At 56.8% G+C, this 18,021-nt stretch carries 18 protein-coding genes, 2 tRNA genes, 1 pseudogene and 1 other annotated feature; of the genes and pseudogenes, 11 read left to right on the top strand and 10 right to left on the bottom strand.

Annotated features, from left to right (window positions below):
- Positions 1-50: 50 nt before the first annotated feature.
- Both WFO70_RS02300 and WFO70_RS02295 read right to left on the bottom strand, forming a co-directional pair.
- Positions 51-126: transfer RNA gene (locus tag WFO70_RS02300), tRNA-Asn, on the bottom strand.
- Between the two features lie 80 nt (positions 127-206).
- The gene (locus WFO70_RS02295) at positions 207-1,715 is read right to left on the bottom strand and encodes an EmmdR/YeeO family multidrug/toxin efflux MATE transporter (protein WP_337014497.1); all 1,509 of its coding nucleotides are present in this window, start codon (positions 1,713-1,715) and stop codon (positions 207-209) included.
- A 161-nt stretch (positions 1,716-1,876) separates the two neighbouring features.
- Between WFO70_RS02295 and WFO70_RS02290 the strand changes: the two genes are divergently transcribed.
- Positions 1,877-1,952: transfer RNA gene (locus WFO70_RS02290), tRNA-Asn, on the top strand.
- Positions 1,953-2,056: 104 nt separating this feature from the next.
- Here WFO70_RS02290 and WFO70_RS02285 read toward each other — a convergent pair.
- From WFO70_RS02285 to dacD, 4 genes are all read right to left on the bottom strand, one after another.
- Complete coding sequence (locus WFO70_RS02285; protein WP_103180181.1) at positions 2,057-2,392, bottom strand: DUF496 family protein; 336 nt, start codon at positions 2,390-2,392, stop codon at positions 2,057-2,059.
- 167 nt (positions 2,393-2,559) lie between these two features.
- On the bottom strand, positions 2,560-3,618 hold the full coding sequence (locus WFO70_RS02280; protein ID WP_337014496.1) for an FUSC family protein: 1,059 nt from the start codon (positions 3,616-3,618) through the stop codon (positions 2,560-2,562).
- A gap of 102 nt (positions 3,619-3,720) precedes the next feature.
- Positions 3,721-4,194 (bottom strand): DNA gyrase inhibitor SbmC, encoded by a 474-nt coding sequence (sbmC, locus tag WFO70_RS02275; protein WP_337014495.1) that lies wholly within the window; start codon positions 4,192-4,194, stop codon positions 3,721-3,723.
- 121 nt (positions 4,195-4,315) lie between these two features.
- Complete coding sequence (dacD, locus tag WFO70_RS02270) at positions 4,316-5,488, bottom strand: serine-type D-Ala-D-Ala carboxypeptidase DacD (RefSeq protein ID WP_337016567.1); 1,173 nt, start codon at positions 5,486-5,488, stop codon at positions 4,316-4,318.
- A gap of 192 nt (positions 5,489-5,680) precedes the next feature.
- Between dacD and sbcB the strand changes: the two genes are divergently transcribed.
- The gene (sbcB, locus tag WFO70_RS02265; RefSeq protein WP_337014494.1) at positions 5,681-7,117 is read left to right on the top strand and encodes an exodeoxyribonuclease I; all 1,437 of its coding nucleotides are present in this window, start codon (positions 5,681-5,683) and stop codon (positions 7,115-7,117) included.
- Positions 7,118-7,205: 88 nt separating this feature from the next.
- Here sbcB and WFO70_RS02260 read toward each other — a convergent pair whose 3' ends face one another.
- The 4 genes and pseudogenes from WFO70_RS02260 to WFO70_RS02250 form a co-directional block, all read right to left on the bottom strand.
- Positions 7,206-8,564 (bottom strand): APC family permease, encoded by a 1,359-nt coding sequence (locus tag WFO70_RS02260; protein WP_337014493.1) that lies wholly within the window; start codon positions 8,562-8,564, stop codon positions 7,206-7,208.
- A complete protein-coding gene (gene yoeI, locus WFO70_RS22455; RefSeq protein WP_138370007.1) occupies positions 8,554-8,616 on the bottom strand; it encodes a membrane protein YoeI in 63 nt (20 codons plus the stop codon). The genes WFO70_RS02260 and yoeI overlap by 11 nt, the downstream gene beginning before the upstream one ends.
- A 159-nt stretch (positions 8,617-8,775) precedes the next feature.
- Positions 8,776-9,761, bottom strand: a pseudogene (locus WFO70_RS02255) (LysR family transcriptional regulator).
- 40 nt (positions 9,762-9,801) lie between these two features.
- Positions 9,802-10,629 (bottom strand): SDR family oxidoreductase, encoded by an 828-nt coding sequence (locus tag WFO70_RS02250; RefSeq protein ID WP_337014492.1) that lies wholly within the window; start codon positions 10,627-10,629, stop codon positions 9,802-9,804.
- Positions 10,630-10,803: 174 nt separating this feature from the next.
- Here WFO70_RS02250 and hisL point away from each other — a divergent pair, with 174 nt between their 5' ends.
- The 9 genes from hisL (at position 10,804) to hisIE (ending at position 18,020) form a co-directional block, all read left to right on the top strand.
- A complete protein-coding gene (gene hisL / locus WFO70_RS02245; RefSeq protein WP_001364200.1) occupies positions 10,804-10,854 on the top strand; it encodes a his operon leader peptide in 51 nt (16 codons plus the stop codon).
- Positions 10,830-10,953, top strand: a sequence feature (His leader region). (Overlaps the previous gene by 25 nt.)
- A gap of 45 nt (positions 10,954-10,998) precedes the next feature.
- A complete protein-coding gene (hisG, locus tag WFO70_RS02240; RefSeq protein WP_191152451.1) occupies positions 10,999-11,898 on the top strand; it encodes an ATP phosphoribosyltransferase in 900 nt (299 codons plus the stop codon).
- Positions 11,899-11,903: 5 nt separating this feature from the next.
- Positions 11,904-13,208: a histidinol dehydrogenase gene (hisD, locus tag WFO70_RS02235; RefSeq protein WP_337014491.1), complete on the top strand. Its 1,305-nt coding sequence runs from the start codon at positions 11,904-11,906 to the stop codon at positions 13,206-13,208.
- Positions 13,205-14,266 (top strand): histidinol-phosphate transaminase, encoded by a 1,062-nt coding sequence (gene hisC / locus WFO70_RS02230; RefSeq protein WP_337014490.1) that lies wholly within the window; start codon positions 13,205-13,207, stop codon positions 14,264-14,266. The genes hisD and hisC overlap by 4 nt, the downstream gene beginning before the upstream one ends.
- A complete protein-coding gene (hisB, locus tag WFO70_RS02225; protein WP_337014489.1) occupies positions 14,263-15,330 on the top strand; it encodes a bifunctional histidinol-phosphatase/imidazoleglycerol-phosphate dehydratase HisB in 1,068 nt (355 codons plus the stop codon). Before hisC ends, hisB begins: the two co-directional genes overlap by 4 nt.
- Positions 15,330-15,920, top strand: a complete 591-nt coding sequence (gene hisH / locus WFO70_RS02220) for an imidazole glycerol phosphate synthase subunit HisH (RefSeq protein ID WP_337014488.1) — start codon at positions 15,330-15,332, stop codon at positions 15,918-15,920. The genes hisB and hisH overlap by 1 nt, the downstream gene beginning before the upstream one ends.
- Positions 15,920-16,657 (top strand): 1-(5-phosphoribosyl)-5-[(5-phosphoribosylamino)methylideneamino]imidazole-4-carboxamide isomerase, encoded by a 738-nt coding sequence (gene hisA / locus WFO70_RS02215; RefSeq protein WP_337014487.1) that lies wholly within the window; start codon positions 15,920-15,922, stop codon positions 16,655-16,657. The genes hisH and hisA overlap by 1 nt, the downstream gene beginning before the upstream one ends.
- Positions 16,639-17,415 carry an imidazole glycerol phosphate synthase subunit HisF gene (gene hisF / locus WFO70_RS02210; RefSeq protein ID WP_114314531.1) on the top strand — a complete coding sequence of 259 codons (777 nt, stop codon included), beginning with the start codon at positions 16,639-16,641 and terminating at the stop codon, positions 17,413-17,415. The genes hisA and hisF overlap by 19 nt, the downstream gene beginning before the upstream one ends.
- On the top strand, positions 17,409-18,020 hold the full coding sequence (gene hisIE / locus WFO70_RS02205) for a bifunctional phosphoribosyl-AMP cyclohydrolase/phosphoribosyl-ATP diphosphatase HisIE (protein WP_337014486.1): 612 nt from the start codon (positions 17,409-17,411) through the stop codon (positions 18,018-18,020). The genes hisF and hisIE overlap by 7 nt, the downstream gene beginning before the upstream one ends.
- Position 18,021: the final 1 nt, after the last annotated feature.

Here is an 18,021-nt window from a genome sequence, read left to right as displayed (position 1 = left end):
TACAAAAGCAAAAAGCCCGCTTAAGTTTCCTTAAGCGGGCTTCTTAAATATGGCTCCTCTGACTGGACTCGAACCAGTGACATACGGATTAACAGTCCGCCGTTCTACCGACTGAACTACAGAGGAATCGTGTGAACGGGGCGAATATTAGCGATGCCACCTGGCGTTGTCAAAGGCAGAATGCAGATTTTGCATCGTTTGCCGATTTATTCCCCAGTTTGCACATTTGCTACCCGTTCCGGGGTAACAACCGCCACATTATCGCGCTGTGGTCGCGGATATTTCTTCAGCCAGCGTCCGCTGACCATGCGCCAGTAGAACAGCGCCCCGCGTACCGCCCAGTCGAGGAACATCCCCAGCCAGACCCCGACCACGCCCATACCCAGCATGATCCCCAGGGTATAACCCGCGACGACACGGCAGCCCCACATCCCGAGCATCGAGACCCACATCGCAAATCGGGCATCGCGCGCCCCTTTCAGTCCGGCAGGCAAGACCCACGAGGCGGCCCAGATAGGCATAAAGGCGGCGTTCAGCCAGAGAAGGATCACGACGACGTCCTTAACGTCCTGCTCATGGGTATAGAACGACGCCAGTAGCCCGGCGAAGGGGGCAGTCCCCCAGGCGATGGCGGTCAGGCCAATCGTCGAGAGCCAGAATACGTGGCGCAACTGGCGCTCCGCCTGGCCGATCTGCCCCTTACCGAGCCGTTTACCGGTGATAATGGTGGAAGCGGACCCGAGGGCGTTACCCGGCAGGTTGATCAACGCCGCGACGGAAAAGGCGATAAAGTTCCCGGCAATCACGTCGGTGCCCATACCGGCCACAAACATCTGGGTCAGGAGTTTACCGCCGTTGAACAGCACGGACTCAATGCTGGCAGGCACGCCGATGCCCATTACTTCCCAGATAATGGCGAAGTTGAGCGGCTTGAAATAGCTCTTGAGGCTGATACGCAGCGACGGGTTAAAACCAACCGCGAGCACTACGATAATGGCGATGGCACCGATATAGCGCGAAATAGTCAGCCCGAGACCCGCCCCGACAAAGCCGAGCCCGTCCCAGGAGAAGATGCCGTAAATCAGCACGCTGCTGATCATAATATTGAGGATGTTCATCCCGCCGTTAATCAGTAGCGGAATTTTGGTGTTCCCTGCCCCGCGCAGCGCCCCGCTGCCAATCAGCGCAATTGCCGCAGCCGGATAGCTGAGGACCGTCATTTCGAGATACGATAGCGCCAGGGCTTTCACCTCACCGGTCGCCTCGCCGGCTACCACATCGATAATCTGTTCACCGAAATAGTGGATCACCGCCGCCAGCACGATGGAGAACAGGGTCATGATCACCAGCGACTGGCGGGCGGCAGCCCTCGCCCGTCGGGGATCGCGTTTCCCGAGGCTAAAGGCCACCACCACCGTGGTTCCGAGATCGATGGCCGCAAAGAATGAAATGATCACCATGTTGAAGCTGTCGGCCAGCCCGACGCCCGCCATCGCCTCTTTACCGAGCCAGCTGACCAGGAAGGTGCTGAGCACGCCCATCAGCAGGACGCAGGTGTTTTCCAGAAAGATAGGCACGGCAAGGGGGGTGATTTCGCGCCAGAAGAGAACCTTGTAGCTCTTACGTTTGGTATACCAGGGGGTGCGCATCACGGCCTGGCGTAAAGCGGAGGTGACGTTCAAAATGGACCTTAGCGAGAAAAGTTGAAACTCCATTTCAAATGATGAGGGAGAAATGCAGATCCTGCAAAGTATTTCCCACAAAAATATGTTGGTAATTACGTCAAACTGACGACGGAATCAGCAGTTGATCGAAATCGGGTAAGATCAGGTTTGACAAAAGTTTTTTCGCCGCTAAGATAACGCTCCACAACGATTCCTCTGTAGTTCAGTCGGTAGAACGGCGGACTGTTAATCCGTATGTCACTGGTTCGAGTCCAGTCAGAGGAGCCACATTTAAGAAGCCTGCTTTCGAGCAGGCTTTTTGCTTTTGTGAATCAGCAACAGCAACAAAAAGGCCCTCTGTCATCAGAGGGCCTTTTTTGATTCAGCGGCGATTATTCGCCTTTAGCTTCGGCGTGCTTCATTTCACCCATCACTTTCAGCTTTTTCGAGATTTCACGGCGTTCTTTAGAGATCTCAGCATTCTTGATGATGTAGTCGTCGACGCGGTCTTCATAGTCACTTTTCATGCTGGCGATGATGCCCTGGATGGCTTCAACGCTCATGCCAGGTTTGATGTAATCGCTCAGGTTGTCCAGCAGCAGGACACGCTTCTGGTTGTCACGGATCTTCTTCTCAACGTCCTGGATTTCACGTTGCAGTTTGTTCTTGCGGCGGAACAGGCGGACGAATTCCAGAACATCCTGGAAAGAAGGCTTGGTAGTTTCCATTTTTACACCCCTGATAATGTGAGATTCGGATTCGTTTAAACAACCGCGATGCCGTTAACCTTACTGACAGCGATTGCTGATGACAATAATTTTTCCTTTGTCCCTATCATAACCTCAATTTCTGCTGAATCGAAGCAGCAGGCAACACAACCGCGCATAGCCGCTTTTTATTTGCGCAATGCCCGGCAGATAAGATGTGACAACAGCTCCAGCTGCCGCGCAAGTTCCATGCTCAACCATACATAGCCATGAATGGGCGTTTCCGCCACGTTTTCGCTGGTTCGATCGTTAATCAACTGGCGCAGCTCGGCAACAATTTCATTCAGCCGCTCGGTATTTGCCAGAATGGGCTGCGGATTACCTTCGTAAAGCGCATGGGCGATGGTGAGCAGCGTCTGCTGCGTCATCTGCTGGGTCTCTTTTAAGGTCCGGGCGTTCAGCATCACAAAATGGCTGGCCCGGGAAGCCCAGTGGGCGTTGATTTGCAGCTCCAGCATGCAGACCAGGTTGCGGCTGACGGTCTGAATGGCTTCGAAGATGGCTTTCTGGATATGGGTCTCTTTGCTGGCCGGAGTGATCAGGCCGCGCATTTTGACGACGTCGTTAAGGATGGTTTGCAGGTGTTTTTCCAGGCGCGGACGCTCCACCAGGTTAGGGGAAAAGCCCGCCTGATAGACCCGGTTAAAGGCAGTGACGTAGTTCGCCATCTGGATGCGCCAGTGCAGAAACGCCCGCTGCGGCCAGATACCGGTAAACAGCATCGCCAGCAGGGAACCGAGGATCACGTCGCCGCTTCGCCACAGCGCGGTGTGCATATCCCCGGTCGGCGCACCGATCACCACCGCCAGGGTGATGCCAATAAGCAACGCCTGATAGGGCCGTTTGCCCAGCGCCAGCCAGCCGCAGAGGAACATCGCCGCCGCGCACCACAGCAGCATCAGCGGCAGGGAGATAAGCTCCAGCTTGAGGGCAATCAGCCCCAGCGCCGAACCCAGAATAGTGCCGCCAATACGCTCAAAGGCGCGCGGCACCACGTTGCCCCAGAAGGAGATGGGCCCCATGATCACCACCAGGGTAATCAGTGGCCATGTGCCTTCCGGCACGTCCAGCAGACGCACCAGCAAAAAGGTGAGGATAAACGCCAGCGCGATACGGCAGCCATGTACGGTGCGGTAATGGCGATACAGTCGAATTTCAAAAGGCGTCAGAGTTTTGTCGGGGCGCACAGGCTCTCCAGCATTACGGCAAACCCTGATTGTACTGTGTTTTCTGCCGGTGTGGTGGCACCCGGCAGAAAAACCCTGTGAAGAGTGAGCATACCTGTGGCGTTACGCGACCCGGTTTTGTACCGGAATAAACATCTCGATATCCCAGTAACCATCGGCGTTACCATTATTCAGATAACGTTCGAAGCAGGGTTTCGGCGCGATCTGACGATCTACATCTTCGAGCAGGCTGTCGAAAAACAGGTTCCACGGCGTGGCGAAATCATGGTTCTCAACGCGGGCAGTGGCGACCGCGTACTCACCTTCGGCCACTTCGGTGAGGATCACCCCTTCGCTGTTGGCGGGGATGACAAAATCGTCCGGTACGGTGACAACCGTATCGCAGCGTAACTTTTCAGCCGGGACTTCATCAGGATTATCATAATAGACCGCCACCCACTCCAGCGGCTGAATGTGCTTGCCATCCACCCACATCACCAGCTGCTCAAAGCCCTGCTTAACCGTTTGCTCCCAGGGGCCAACCATATGAAAACCGGCGATTTTGCGTTTATTCTGGTGCTTGATGCTGTAGTCCATGCTGCCTCCGATTGGTTACTGTATATACATACACTATAATGCAGAGAAAAGCGGTTTAACAATGACGATCTGTCTATTATGCGAGCAGGCTCGCACAGTGGCCAGCCTGCTCATCTCACCGTCAGGCTTTGTGATGCAGATAGTCGCTCAGGCGTGAGAACATCCCGCCTTTCCCGACGCTTTCCAGCGTCACCAGTGGCCAGTGGGCGACCACCTTATCGCGATCGTAAAGCTCAATCTCCCCGACCCGCTGATGCGCGGCAATCGGTGCTTCCAGCTCTTTTTTATCCAGTACATATTTAGCTTTGATGTTCGGCAGCTCCGCTTTCGGCAGCGCCAGCCAGAAGTCCTGATCGGTCCCCAGCGAAATCTGCTCTTTATCGCCGTACCAGATGCGTTCGATGCCGACCTGCTTACCGTTACGCAGGATCTGCACGGTATCGAAGTTCTGCTGTCCCCAGTGCAGGAGCTTGCGCGCCTGATCCTCGCGGCCTTTTGGACTGTCGGCACCCATGATAACGGCAATCAGGCGGCGCTGACCGTCCACGGCCGAGGCAATAAGGTTAAAACCGGCCCCGGAAGTGTGCCCGGTTTTCAGACCATCGACGCTGAGGGATTTATCCCACAGCAGGCCGTTACGGTTCTGCTGGGTGATGCCGTTCCAGGTCAGGCTCTTCTCGCTGTACATGTGATAAAACGCCGGCTCACCGTGGATGATGGCCCGTGAAAGCACCGCCAGGTCATACGCCGAGCTGTGCTGGCCCGGGGCGTCCAGACCGTGCACCGTTTCAAAATGGGTATCGCGCAGATTCAGCTTTTTAACGTAGTCATTCATCATAGTGACGAACTGCGGCTGCCCGCCCGCTACGTAATCGGCCAGCGCCACACAGGCGTCGTTGCCGGAGTCGACAATCAGGCCGCGGCTGAGGTCGCGTACCGAAACCTGCTCACCCGCCTTCAGGAACATCAGCGAGGAGCCGTCAAAAACCGGATTGCCTTTGGCCCAGGCATCCTGCCCGACCGTGACCATATCGTCCGGGGTGATGCGATGGCTGTCGATGGCGCGATCCACTACATAGCCGGTCATCAGCTTGGTCAGGCTGGCCGGATTGCGCTGCACGTGTTCATTGCCCGCCGTTAAAATCTGCCCCGTCGTGTAATCCATCAGCACCCAGGAGCCTGCCTGGACGGCTGGCGGCTGCGGCGCATAGTTAATCGGATCGGCAGCCAGCGCGGAAGAAATGCTCAAAGTGAGTAAAGAAACAGCAATAAACAGACGGCGTTTCAACGGTATATCCTCAGGTCATTTAAAATCGTTGCCCTTTTTACGGAACTTTTCCGCTGGATACCTGGAATAATTGCAAAAAAATGTGACAGCACGCAGGTTTTTCCTGGAAGATGACTCGCAAATTTGCAGGCCGGGGGCGCTTTTCCTTCGGCGTGCCAGGCTGGATGGTTTACCATAGGGGTGTCACTCATAAACAGGATGGTATTACTGGTGTCTGACTCCGCCGCGCTGCCTACATTTTTATTCCACGACTACGAAACCTTTGGCACCAGCCCCTCGCTGGATCGCCCTGCCCAGTTCGCCGCGATCCGCACCGATGCCGATTTCAATATTATCGGCGAGCCGGAGGTGTTTTATTGCAAGCCCGCCGATGACTATTTGCCCCAGCCCGGCGCGGTAATGGTCACCGGCATCACTCCGCAGGAAGCCCTTGAGAAAGGGGTAAATGAAGCGGAGTTTGCCCGTCGCATTCATGACCTGTTTACCGTGCCCAACACCTGCGTGGTGGGCTATAACAACGTGCGCTTCGATGACGAAGTGACCCGGCATATTTTTTACCGCAACTTCTACGATCCCTATGCCTGGAGCTGGCAAAACAAGAACTCGCGCTGGGATCTGCTGGATGTGATGCGCGCCTGCTATGCCCTGCGCCCTGAAGGGATCAACTGGCCCGACAACGAAGATGGGCTCCCCAGCTTCCGCCTTGAACATCTGACCCGCGCGAACGGCATTGAACACAGCAACGCCCATGATGCGATGGCGGATGTCTATGCCACCATCGCCATGGCAAAGCTGGTCAAGACCCGGCAGCCGAAGCTGTTCGAGTACCTGCTGAGCCATCGCAGCAAGCAGAAACTCACCACCCTGATTGACGTGCCGCAGATGAAGCCGCTGATGCACATCTCCGGGATGTTCGGTGCCTGGCGCGGGAATACCAGCTGGGTGGCTCCGCTGGCCTGGCACCCGGAAAACCGCAACGCGGTGATTATGGTGGATCTGGCCGGGGATATTACTCCCCTGCTGACCCTGGACAGCGACAGCCTGCGCGAACGACTGTACACCCCCAAAAGCGAACTGGGTGACGAGGCCGCCGTGCCGGTGAAGCTGGTGCATATCAACAAATGCCCGGTGCTGGCCCCCGCCAACACCCTGCGCCCGGAGGATGCCGAACGGCTGGGAATTGACCGTCAGCACTGCCTGGACAACCTGAAACGGCTGCGGGAAAACCCGCAGGTGCGCGAAAAAGTCGTGGCGATATTTGCCGAAGCAGAGCCGTTCGTCCCGTCAGAGAACGTCGATGCCCAGCTCTATAACGGCTTTTTCAGCGACGCCGATCGCTCCGCCATGAATATCGTGTTGCAGACCGATCCCCGCAATCTGCCCGCGCTGGATATCACCTTTGCCGACCAGCGCATCAACAAGCTGATCTTTAACTACCGGGCGCGTAATTTCCCCGGCACGCTGGATGAAGCCGAGCAGGAACGGTGGCTGCAGCATCGCCGCAACGTGTTTACCCCTGAGTATTTGCAGGCTTACGCCCAGGAGCTGGAGATGCTCTACGGTGAGTATGAAGGGAATGCGGAAAAGCAGGCGCTGTTGAAGGCGCTGTATCAGTATGCACAGGCAATTGTGTGATTTGAAAAAATAAAAAAGCCGGAGGCGATGTCTCCGGCTTTTTTTTGCTTTGCCCGGCAGCGCTATGCTTGCCGGACCAACATATTTATTAGACTACGTCTTCGTACTGAGGAACCGGGTTGCGGAAGCTTTTGGTTACGCACGCCAGGTAAATCAGGCCGATACCACCCCAGATCAGACCCAGAACCATGGAGCTCTCTTCCAGGTTGATCCACAGCGCACCAACAGTCAGCGCACCACATACCGGCAGCAGCAGGTAGTTGAAGTGGTCTTTCAGCGTTTTGTTGCGCTTCTCACGGATCCAGAACTGAGAGATCACGGAAAGGTTAACAAAGGTAAAGGCAACCAGCGCACCGAAGTTGATCAGGGCTGTCGCGGTAACCAGGTCAAACTTAATCGCCATCAGCGCAATGGCACCCACCAGCAGCACGTTCCATGCCGGGGTACGCCATTTCGGATGAACATAACCGAAGAAGCGAGTCGGGAACACGCCATCACGGCCCATCACGTACATCAGACGGGAAACGCCGGCGTGCGCCGCCATACCGGATGCCAGAACGGTAACGCTGGAGAAGATCAGCACGCCCCACTGGAAGGTTTTACCGGCAACATACAGCATGATTTCTGGCTGTGACGCATCCGGATCTTTAAAGCGAGAGATATCCGGGAAGTACAGCTGCAGGAAGTAAGAGGCACCGATAAAGATAATGCCGCCAATCAACGCCGTCAGGAAAATAGCGCGCGGGATCACCCGCTCAGCGTCTTTGGTCTCTTCAGACAGAGAAGAGATGCCGTCGAAGCCGAGGAACGAGAAGCACAGGATAGTCGCACCGGTGATCATTGGCACCACGTGCGCGCCTTCAGACCAGAACGGACGGGTGCTGGTCAGCGTACCTGCGCCTTCACCGTGCGAAACGCCGTAAATGATCAGACCGACGATAACCGCCACAATACCCATCTGCAGAATAACAATCAGGGTGTTGAAGTTGGCAACGGTCTTGATGCTGCGCAGGTTAGAGATGGTCATGAAGGCCACCAGCGCCACAACGAAGATCCACGACGGTACGGAAGGCACCAGCGCTTCGAAGTAAATTTTTGCCAGAAGGATGTTGATCATCGGCATGAACAGATAGTCCAGCAGGGATGACCAGCCCACCATAAAGCCGACAGCCGGGCTAATGGACTTCTGAGCATAGGTGTACGCAGAGCCTGCGGACGGGAAGCGGCGAACCAGCTTGCCGTAGCTCAGCGCGGTAAAGAGGATCGCGATCAGCGCAAAGGCATACGCCGTTGCAACGTGACCGTCAGTGAGGCCTGAAACGATACCAAATGTATCGAACAGCGTCATCGGCTGCATATAGGCAAGGCCCATCATTACAACCGGAATCAACGTAAGCGTTTTACGTAATTCCACGCGAGAGGTTTTTGGAGTTGCGTTATGCGACATAGTTATTCTCCTTTACGGTGAATACCGCCACGTAAGCGAATGATTGCCCCATTTCTTTCTTCCTCAGCGACAACAACTGTCGGATTTTAGTAAATATCTATCCGGTACGAAGCCCGGCCTCTTGGATTTAATGGTTTTCTTACATGCAAAAAAAAATAATCGACGCCTTTTATATCGTCGATTATTCCATGTTTGCTGCGGCGCATTTTCCCTAAATGATAGTAAAAATGCAAGAGATCGAAAGGCATCCTAAAGTTAAATTTTTATTCATTCAGCTGATTTCTCAGCGATGCCCTGCGCATAAACGGCAGCGATAGCACTATTTGCTAAAATTTCTTGTCGCCACCATGCACTGGCAAGCCCGGCAGTCTGCTCATTCCAGCCTATCCATACGGAATCATAACTGGATTGCGCAATCACCTGTTTTTCGACCAGCGCACCGCTTTCGATAAAACGCTGGGCTAAATAACGCGGCAGATAGCCACAGCCTAAGCCGCTAATTTGCAGTTCCAGCTTGGTTTTAAAATCGAATACGGTGATGGCCTCCTGATCGTCCAGCAGCTGGGAAGAGGCCGCACAGCCGGGTAAGGAGCTGTCCCCTACCACAATCGCGCGATAATTTTTGATCGTCCGGCGGTTCACCGGCTCCGGCTCCTGAGCCAGCGGATGGTGTGGCGCGATGACGAACACCTGCTCCAGTTGCCCGAGACAGGCAAAGCCAAAATCGCTAAGCTGAGGCGGCTCGTGCAGCGCGCCGACGACGATATCCGCCCGCCCCTGGACCAGCGACTCCCAGGATCCGGCCAGCACGCCATTGATAAACTTAAGACGGGTTACGCTGTGCCGCTCGTAAAAGGCCTCGATAAGCGGCGCCAGCAGGGAAAATGGAAAGGTGTCATCCACCCCGATAATAAGCTCGTTTTCCCAGCCCTGGTGCAGTTTGACGGCCTGCTTTTCCAGCTCGCGTACCGTATGCAACACGTCCCGGCCTTTCTCCAGCAGCATCTGCCCGGTGCGGGTAAAGCGCGCCCGGTGGCCGGAGCGGTCGAGGATCTGAATATTAAGATCGCTTTCGAGCTTGTGAACGGTGTAGCTGAGCGCTGAGGGGGTTTTAAAGAGCTTCGCCGAGGCCGCAGCAAAGCTCCCCTCCTTTTCCAGTGCATCAAGGATAATAAGGACATCCAGCAGCGGTTTCATGCTCACCCCCTTGTGGTGCGCTTACGCTCCGCCAGCGGCATTACTCCATAGGCATAACCAGCGGATCGGGAAAGAGATACTCAAATCCCAGTTCATGACAGATGCGGTTCCCATCAATCAATTTGCCCTTCCCCTCTCCAGGGGCGTCGTGGAAGTGCGGTGGCGCCAGGCCAAGCTGACGCGCCATCACCGGGTAGAATGTACTGCGTGTTGGATGAGAGGGCGCACATATATTATAGATGTGCCCGCCCTTTGGAGCCTGTAATAACAGGGTAATTGCGCCGATCACGTCTTCAAGATGCACCAGATTGACGCCATGTTGTCCGTCAGGCGCTGATTTTCCGGCAAAAAAACGTCCGGGATGACGACCGGGCCCCACCAGCCCCGCGAGGCGTAATATATCCACCTGGGTGCCGGGTAAATTATGCAGCCAGTCTTCCAGCTCTTTTAATACCCGTCCGCTGGCCGTCACCGGCTGGCGCGGCATATTCTCTTTCACGGCCCCTTCGACATCGCCATATACCGAGGTGGAACTGGTGAAAATAATGCGGGGAATATGGTGCGCGAGGGCGCTGTCGACAATTTCCTGTACCGCCTGCAGATAATACGTCTCGCCCGGCCCGGTGCGTCGCGCCGGCAGCGTGATCACCAGCGCATCCACATCACTCATCAGCGTATCCAGATCGTCGGTGTCGCACACCAGCTCTGGCTCCAGGCGCAACTGAACGCTTTCAATGCCGCACATCCGCGCCGCCTCTACCCCATCCGCTGTGGTTTTACTGCCGGTGACCTCCCAGCCCCGCGCCAGTAGCGACATGGCCAGCGGCATTCCAAGCCATCCCAGACCAACAATGGCGACCTTTTTCATGCGTTTTCTCCTGACTTTTACGCCTCTGCTTTAAGGCTACGCCAGCCATGGGCAACTGACAATTGATAGCGCCAATATGAAATCATTTAATGATAAAAAAAAGCCCTTGCTTTATGTAGCGCAAGTGGTTTAGGTTAAACGACATCACATGAATAAGCATTCATCGAGAATTTTATGACACGCGTTCAATTTAAACACCACCATCATCACCATCATCCTGACTAGTCTTTCAGGCGATGTGTGCTGGAAGACAGTTAGATCTTCCAGCGGTGCATGAACGCAAGAAAAAGCCCCCGGAAGATCACCTTCCGGGGGCTTTTTTTTGGACCGTGTTCAGGCAAGTTACAACAGGATCATGAGGAACCGACAATGTTAGATAATTCACGTTTACGCATAGCTATGCAGAAATCAGGTCGTCTTAGCGATGATTCCCGCGAGCTGCTGGCCCGCTGCGGCATTAAAATTAACCTGCACACGCAGCGCCTGATCGCGCTGGCAGAGAACATGCCGATTGATATTCTGCGCGTGCGTGACGACGACATTCCGGGCCTGGTGATGGACGGCGTGGTGGATCTGGGCATCATTGGCGAAAACGTGCTGGAAGAAGAGCTCCTGACCCGCCGTGCGCAGGGCGAGGATCCGCGCTATTTCACCCTGCGCCGTCTCGACTTTGGCGGCTGCCGCCTGTCGCTGGCCACCTCTGCTGACGAAGCCTGGGACGGCCCGGCCGGGCTGAACGGCAAGCGTATCGCCACCTCCTACCCTCACCTGCTGAAGCGTTACCTCGATCAGAAAGGGGTGCAGTTCAAGTCCTGCCTGCTGAACGGCTCCGTCGAAGTGGCTCCGCGTGCCGGTCTGGCTGACGCGATTTGCGACCTGGTCTCCACCGGTGCCACCCTGGAAGCCAACGGCCTGCGCGAAGTTGAGGTGATCTACCGCTCCAAAGCCTGCCTGATCCAGCGCGACGGCGAGATGCCGGAAGCCAAGCAGCAGCTGATTGACCGTCTCCTGACCCGTATTCAGGGGGTGATCCAGGCCCGTGAATCGAAATACATCATGATGCACGCGCCGACCGAACGTCTTGATGAAGTGATTGCCCTGCTGCCAGGAGCGGAACGTCCGACCATTCTGCCGCTGGCCGGGGATCAGCAGCGCGTGGCGATGCATATGGTCAGCAGCGAAACCCTGTTCTGGGAGACCATGGAAAAACTGAAGGCGCTGGGTGCCAGTTCGATCCTGGTGTTGCCAATTGAGAAGATGATGGAGTAACAACCATGACCTTTAACACCGTTATCGACTGGAACACCTGTAGCGCCGAACAGCAGCGCGACCTGCTGATGCGCCCGGCCATCTCCGCATCGGAAAGCATTACCCGCACCGTGGCGGAGATTCTGGAAAATGTGAAAACCCGTGGCGACGATGCCCTGCGGGAGTACAGCGCGAAATTCGATAAAACCGAGGTTGGCGCGCTGAAGGTGAGCGAGCAGACAATTGCCGAGGCCGCAGCACGCCTGAGCGATGAGTTAAAGCAGGCGATGGCCGTCGCAGTGCAGAACATCGATACCTTCCACACCGCACAGAAGCTGCAAACCGTCGATGTGGAAACCCTCCCCGGCGTGCGCTGCCAGCAGGTGACCCGTCCGGTCGACTCGGTGGGCTTGTATATTCCGGGTGGCTCCGCCCCCCTCTTTTCAACCGTATTGATGCTGGCAACCCCTGCCCGTATCGCCGGTTGCCGTAAAGTGGTGCTCTGCTCGCCACCACCAATTGCCGATGAAATTCTCTATGCCGCACAGCTGTGCGGCGTGCAGGAGATTTTCAACGTCGGCGGGGCGCAGGCCATCGCGGCGCTGGCGCTGGGCACCGAATCTGTGCCGCGGGTGGATAAAATCTTCGGGCCGGGCAACGCCTTTGTGACCGAAGCCAAGCGTCAGGTCAGCCAGCGGCTGGACGGCGCGGCCATCGACATGCCGGCCGGCCCGTCGGAAGTGCTGGTTATTGCCGACAGCGGCGCAACGCCGGATTTCGTGGCCTCGGATCTGCTCTCCCAGGCCGAGCACGGCCCGGACTCACAGGTGATCCTGCTGACGCCGGATGCCGATATGGCAAAACGGGTCGGCGAAGCGGTGGAACGCCAGCTGGCCGATCTGCCGCGGGCCGACACTGCCCGCCAGGCGCTCTCCGCCAGCCGCCTGATTGTGGCCCGGGATCTGGCCCAGTGCATCGCCATTTCAAACCTCTACGGCCCGGAGCATCTGATCATTCAGACCCGCAATGCCCGTGAGCTGGTGGACAGCATCACCAGCGCCGGTTCGGTGTTCCTCGGCGACTGGTCGCCGGAATCCGCAGGGGATTACGCTTCTGGCACCAACCACGTGCTGCCGACCTATGGCTACACCGCCACCTGTTCAAGTCTTGGACTGGCGGATTTCCAGAAGCGCATGACCGTGCAGGAGCTTTCCCGCGAGGGCTTTGCCTCACTGGCCTCTACCATCGAAACGCTGGCCGCTGCCGAGCGTCTCACCGCCCATAAAAATGCCGTAACGCTGCGCGTTGCCGCCCTCAAGGAGCAAGCATGAGTATTGAAGAGTTAGCCCGCGACAACGTTCGCGCCCTGACCCCGTATCAGTCTGCCCGCCGCCTGGGTGGCAAGGGCGATGTGTGGCTGAACGCCAACGAATTCCCCACTGCCGTTAGCTTCGATCTGACCCAGCAGTCGCTGAACCGCTACCCGGAGTGTCAGCCAAAAGCGGTGATCGAGAACTATGCGGCCTATGCCGGTGTACAGCCGGAGCAAGTGCTGGTCAGCCGCGGGGCGGATGAAGGCATCGAACTGCTGATCCGCGCCTTCTGCGAGCCGGGCAAAGACGCGGTGCTCTACTGCCCGCCGACCTACGGTATGTATAGCGTCAGCACCGAAACCTTTAACGTTGAACTGCGTAAAGTGCCCGCGCTGGAAAACTGGCAGCTCGATTTGCAGGGTATTGCCGACAATCTCGACGGCGTGAAGGTGGTGTTTGTCTGCAGTCCGAATAACCCTACCGGCCAGCTGATTAATCCCCAGGATATCCGCACGCTGCTGGAGATGACCCGCGGTAAAGCCCTGGTGGTGGCCGATGAAGCCTATATCGAGTTTTGCCCGCAGGCGACGCTCGCCGGCTGGCTGGCGGAGTATCCGCACCTGGTGATCCTGCGTACGCTGTCCAAAGCCTTTGCCCTGGCCGGGCTGCGCTGCGGCTTTACGCTGGCCAATAAAGAGGTGATTGACCTGCTGATGAAGGTCATTGCCCCTTATCCGCTCTCGACGCCGGTAGCAGATATCGCCGCGCAGGCGCTGTCGCCAGAAGGCATTACGGCCATGCGGAGTCGCGTGGCGCAGATCGTCGACGAGCGTCAATATCTTGTCAGCGCCCTTAAAAACATTGCCTGTGTAGAACAGGTCTTCGATTCGGAAACCAACTATATTCTGGTGCGTTTTACCGCCTCGAGTGCAGTGTTTAAATCTTTGTGGGATCAGGGCATTATCTTACGAGACCAGAACAAACAACCCTCTTTAAGTGGCTGCTTACGCATTACCGTGGGCACCCGTGAAGAGAGCCAGCGCGTTATCGACGCCCTGAATGCGGAGAAAGTATGAGCCAGAAGTACCTCTTTATCGATCGTGACGGCACTATCATTTCGGAACCACCCAGCGATTATCAGGTCGATCGTTTCGACAAACTGGCCTTTGAAGCCGACGTGATCCCGGTGCTGCTGAAGCTGCAGAAAGCCGGTTTTAAGCTGGTTATGATCACCAATCAGGATGGCCTCGGCACCGACAGCTTCCCGCAGGCGGATTTTGACGGCCCACACGACCTGATGATGCAGATCCTTACCTCCCAGGGCGTGGTGTTTGATGAGGTGCTGATTTGTCCACACCTGCCTGCCGACAACTGCGACTGCCGTAAGCCGAAAGTGAAGCTGGTTGAGCAGTATCTGGCCGAAGCCGCGCTGGATAAAGCCAACAGCTATGTCATCGGCGATCGCGCCACGGACATCGAGCTGGCGAACAACATGGGCATCACCGGCCTGCGCTATCAGCGTGAGGGTTTGAACTGGGCGATGATTGGCGATCAGCTGACCAAACGTGACCGCTACTCCCACGTGGAGCGCAATACCAAAGAGACGCAGATCGACGTTAAAGTGTGGCTGGATCGCGAAGGCGGCAGCAAGATCCACACTGGCGTGGGCTTCTTCGATCATATGCTGGATCAGATCGCCACCCACGGCGGTTTCCGCATGGAGATTGCCGTTAAAGGCGACCTCTACATTGACGATCACCACACCGTGGAAGATACCGGCCTGGCGCTGGGCGAAGCGCTGAAGCTGGCGCTGGGCGATAAGCGCGGCATCAGCCGCTTTGGCTTTGTGCTGCCGATGGATGAGTGCCTGGCCCGCTGTGCGCTGGATATCTCCGGTCGTCCGCACCTGGAATATAAAGCCGACTTTACCTATCAGCGCGTGGGCGACCTGAGTACCGAGATGGTTGAGCACTTCTTCCGCTCCCTCTCCTATACCATGGGCCTGACGCTGCACCTGAAAACCAAAGGTAAGAACGATCACCACCGCGTGGAGAGCCTGTTTAAGGCCTTTGGCCGTACCCTGCGCCAGGCCATTCGCGTGGAAGGCGATACCCTGCCGTCGTCGAAAGGAGTGCTGTAATGAACGTGGTGATCCTCGATACCGGCTGCGCCAACCTTAACTCTGTGAAATCTGCGATTATGCGCCACGGTTACGACCCGCTGGTCAGCCGCGATCCGGATGTGGTGCTGCACGCCAGCAAACTCTTTTTACCGGGCGTCGGTACGGCGCAGGCAGCAATGGATCAGATCCACCAGCGCGAGCTGGTTGATCTGATTAAAGCCTGTACCCAGCCGGTGCTGGGCATCTGTCTGGGGATGCAGCTGCTGGGGCGCCGCAGCGAAGAGTCCAACGGCGTGGATCTGCTGGGCATCATCGACGAGGACGTGCCGAAAATGACCGACCACGGCCTGCCGCTGCCGCACATGGGCTGGAACCGGGTCTATCCGAAAGCGGGCGATCGGCTGTTCCGCGGTATCGAGGACGGATCTTACTTCTATTTTGTGCACAGCTATGCGATGCCGGTGAACGCGAACACTATTGCCCAGTGCCACTATGGCGAACCCTTCACCGCCGCGGTGCAGAAAGACAATTTCTACGGCGTGCAGTTCCACCCGGAGCGTTCCGGAGCCGCTGGCGCGCAGTTGCTGAAAAACTTCCTGGAGATGTGATGATTATTCCCGCTTTAGATTTAATTGACGGCACGGTTGTCCGTCTGCACCAGGGTGATTACGGCCAGCAGCGCGACTATGGTAAGGATCCGCTGCCGCGCCTGCAGGACTATGCTGCGCAGGGGGCCGAGGTGCTGCACCTGGTTGACCTGACCGGCGCGAAAGATCCGGCTCAACGCCAGATCCCTCTGCTGAAAAAACTGGTCGCAGGCGTTGACGTTCCGGTTCAGGTTGGCGGCGGCGTGCGCACCGAAGAGGACGTGGCGGCACTGCTGGAAGCGGGCGTGGCACGCGTGGTGGTAGGTTCTACCGCAGTAAAAGATCCCGAGATGGTACAAGGCTGGTTCAAACGCTTTGGCGCCGACGCGCTGGTGCTGGCGCTGGATGTGCGTATCGACGAACAGGGAAACAAACAGGTCGCGGTCAGCGGCTGGCAGGAGAACTCCGGCGTGACGCTGGAAGAGCTGGTGGAACGCTATCTGCCGGTGGGTCTGAAGCACGTTTTATGCACTGATATCTCCCGCGATGGCACGCTAGCCGGTTCTAACGTGTCGCTGTATGAAGAGGTCTGCGCCCGCTATCCGCAGGTGGCGTTCCAGTCATCCGGCGGTATTGGCGATCTGAATGATATCGCCGCCCTGCGTGGGACCGGGGTACGTGGGGTGATCGTCGGACGCGCCCTGTTGGAAGAAAAATTTACGGTTAAGGAGGCGATTCAATGCTGGCAAAACGGATAATTCCTTGTCTCGACGTGCGTGATGGTCAGGTCGTGAAAGGCGTGCAGTTCCGCAATCACGAGATCATTGGCGATATCGTCCCCCTGGCAAAACGCTATGCGGAAGAAGGTGCCGACGAACTGGTCTTTTACGATATCACCGCCTCAAGCGACGGGCGGGTAGTGGACAAGAGCTGGGTGGCGCGCGTGGCAGAAGTGATCGATATTCCTTTCTGCGTGGCGGGCGGGATTAAATCGGCAGACGACGCGGCAAAGATCCTCTCCTTCGGTGCCGACAAAATTTCCATCAACTCCCCTGCCCTGGCCGACCCTGAACTCATTACCCGCCTGGCCGATCGCTTTGGCGTGCAGTGCATCGTGGTCGGGATAGATACCTGGTTTGACGAAGCCACCGGCAAATACCACGTCAACCAGTATACCGGCGATGAGAGCCGGACCCGCGTCACTCAATGGGAGACGCTGGACTGGGTGCAGGAAGTGCAGAAGCGCGGCGCGGGCGAGATCGTGCTGAACATGATGAATCAGGACGGGGTACGTAACGGCTATGACCTGGCGCAGCTGAAAAAAGTGCGCGAGGTATGCCACGTGCCGCTGATTGCCTCGGGTGGCGCAGGTACGATGGAACACTTCCTCGAAGCCTTCCGCGATGCCGACGTTGACGGCGCGCTGGCGGCCTCGGTATTCCACAAACAGATTATTAATATTGGTGAGTTAAAAACGTTCCTGGCAAATCAGGGCGTGGAGATCAGGGTATGTTAACAGAGCAACAACGTGCGCAGCTGGACTGGGAAAAAACCGACGGCCTGATGCCGGTGGTGGTGCAGCACGCGGTATCCGGTGAAGTGCTGATGCTGGGGTATATGAATCAGGACGCGCTGGCAAACACCATCGACAGCGGCAAAGTGACCTTTTTCTCGCGCACCAAACAGCGTCTGTGGACCAAAGGCGAAACCTCCGGCCATTTTCTGAACGTGGTCAGCATCACTCCGGACTGCGATAACGATACCCTGCTGGTGCTGGTGAATCCGATCGGACCGACCTGCCACCTCGGGACCAGCAGCTGCTTTGGCGACGCCAGCCACCAGTGGCTGTTCCTGTATCAGCTGGAACAATTGCTGGCTGAGCGCAAAACCGCCGACCCACAAAGCTCCTACACCGCGAAGCTCTATGCCAGCGGCACCAAGCGTATCGCGCAGAAAGTGGGTGAAGAAGGTGTAGAAACAGCTCTGGCCGCGACCGTGAACGATCGGGACGAGCTGACCAATGAAGCCTCTGACCTGATGTATCACCTGCTGGTGCTGCTGCAGGATCAGGACCTGGATTTGACCGCAGTGATTGAGAATCTGCGACAGCGGCACAAATAAA

Origin of the sequence: Leclercia sp. AS011 (assembly GCF_037152535.1) — a bacterium.
GTDB lineage: Bacteria > Pseudomonadota > Gammaproteobacteria > Enterobacterales > Enterobacteriaceae > Enterobacter.
The sequence above is the reverse complement of the archived record's forward strand: the minus strand, read 5'-3'. Positions and strand labels throughout refer to the sequence as shown.

What these genes read in the sequence shown, in the direction of transcription:
- WFO70_RS02295 (WP_337014497.1), bottom strand. Translation starts at nt 1,715, where the DNA reads ATGGAGTTTCAACTTTTCTCGCTAAGGTCCATTTTGAACGTCACCTCC.
- WFO70_RS02285 (WP_103180181.1), bottom strand. Translation starts at nt 2,392, where the DNA reads ATGGAAACTACCAAGCCTTCTTTCCAGGATGTTCTGGAATTCGTCCGC.
- sbmC (WP_337014495.1), bottom strand. Translation starts at nt 4,194, where the DNA reads ATGGACTACAGCATCAAGCACCAGAATAAACGCAAAATCGCCGGTTTT.
- sbcB (WP_337014494.1), top strand. Translation starts at nt 5,681, where the DNA reads ATGGTATTACTGGTGTCTGACTCCGCCGCGCTGCCTACATTTTTATTC.
- WFO70_RS02260 (WP_337014493.1), bottom strand. Translation starts at nt 8,564, where the DNA reads ATGTCGCATAACGCAACTCCAAAAACCTCTCGCGTGGAATTACGTAAA.
- WFO70_RS02250 (WP_337014492.1), bottom strand. Translation starts at nt 10,629, where the DNA reads ATGAAAAAGGTCGCCATTGTTGGTCTGGGATGGCTTGGAATGCCGCTG.
- hisG (WP_191152451.1), top strand. Translation starts at nt 10,999, where the DNA reads ATGTTAGATAATTCACGTTTACGCATAGCTATGCAGAAATCAGGTCGT.
- hisD (WP_337014491.1), top strand. Translation starts at nt 11,904, where the DNA reads ATGACCTTTAACACCGTTATCGACTGGAACACCTGTAGCGCCGAACAG.
- hisC (WP_337014490.1), top strand. Translation starts at nt 13,205, where the DNA reads ATGAGTATTGAAGAGTTAGCCCGCGACAACGTTCGCGCCCTGACCCCG.
- hisB (WP_337014489.1), top strand. Translation starts at nt 14,263, where the DNA reads ATGAGCCAGAAGTACCTCTTTATCGATCGTGACGGCACTATCATTTCG.
- hisH (WP_337014488.1), top strand. Translation starts at nt 15,330, where the DNA reads ATGAACGTGGTGATCCTCGATACCGGCTGCGCCAACCTTAACTCTGTG.
- hisA (WP_337014487.1), top strand. Translation starts at nt 15,920, where the DNA reads ATGATTATTCCCGCTTTAGATTTAATTGACGGCACGGTTGTCCGTCTG.
- hisF (WP_114314531.1), top strand. Translation starts at nt 16,639, where the DNA reads ATGCTGGCAAAACGGATAATTCCTTGTCTCGACGTGCGTGATGGTCAG.
- hisIE (WP_337014486.1), top strand. Translation starts at nt 17,409, where the DNA reads ATGTTAACAGAGCAACAACGTGCGCAGCTGGACTGGGAAAAAACCGAC.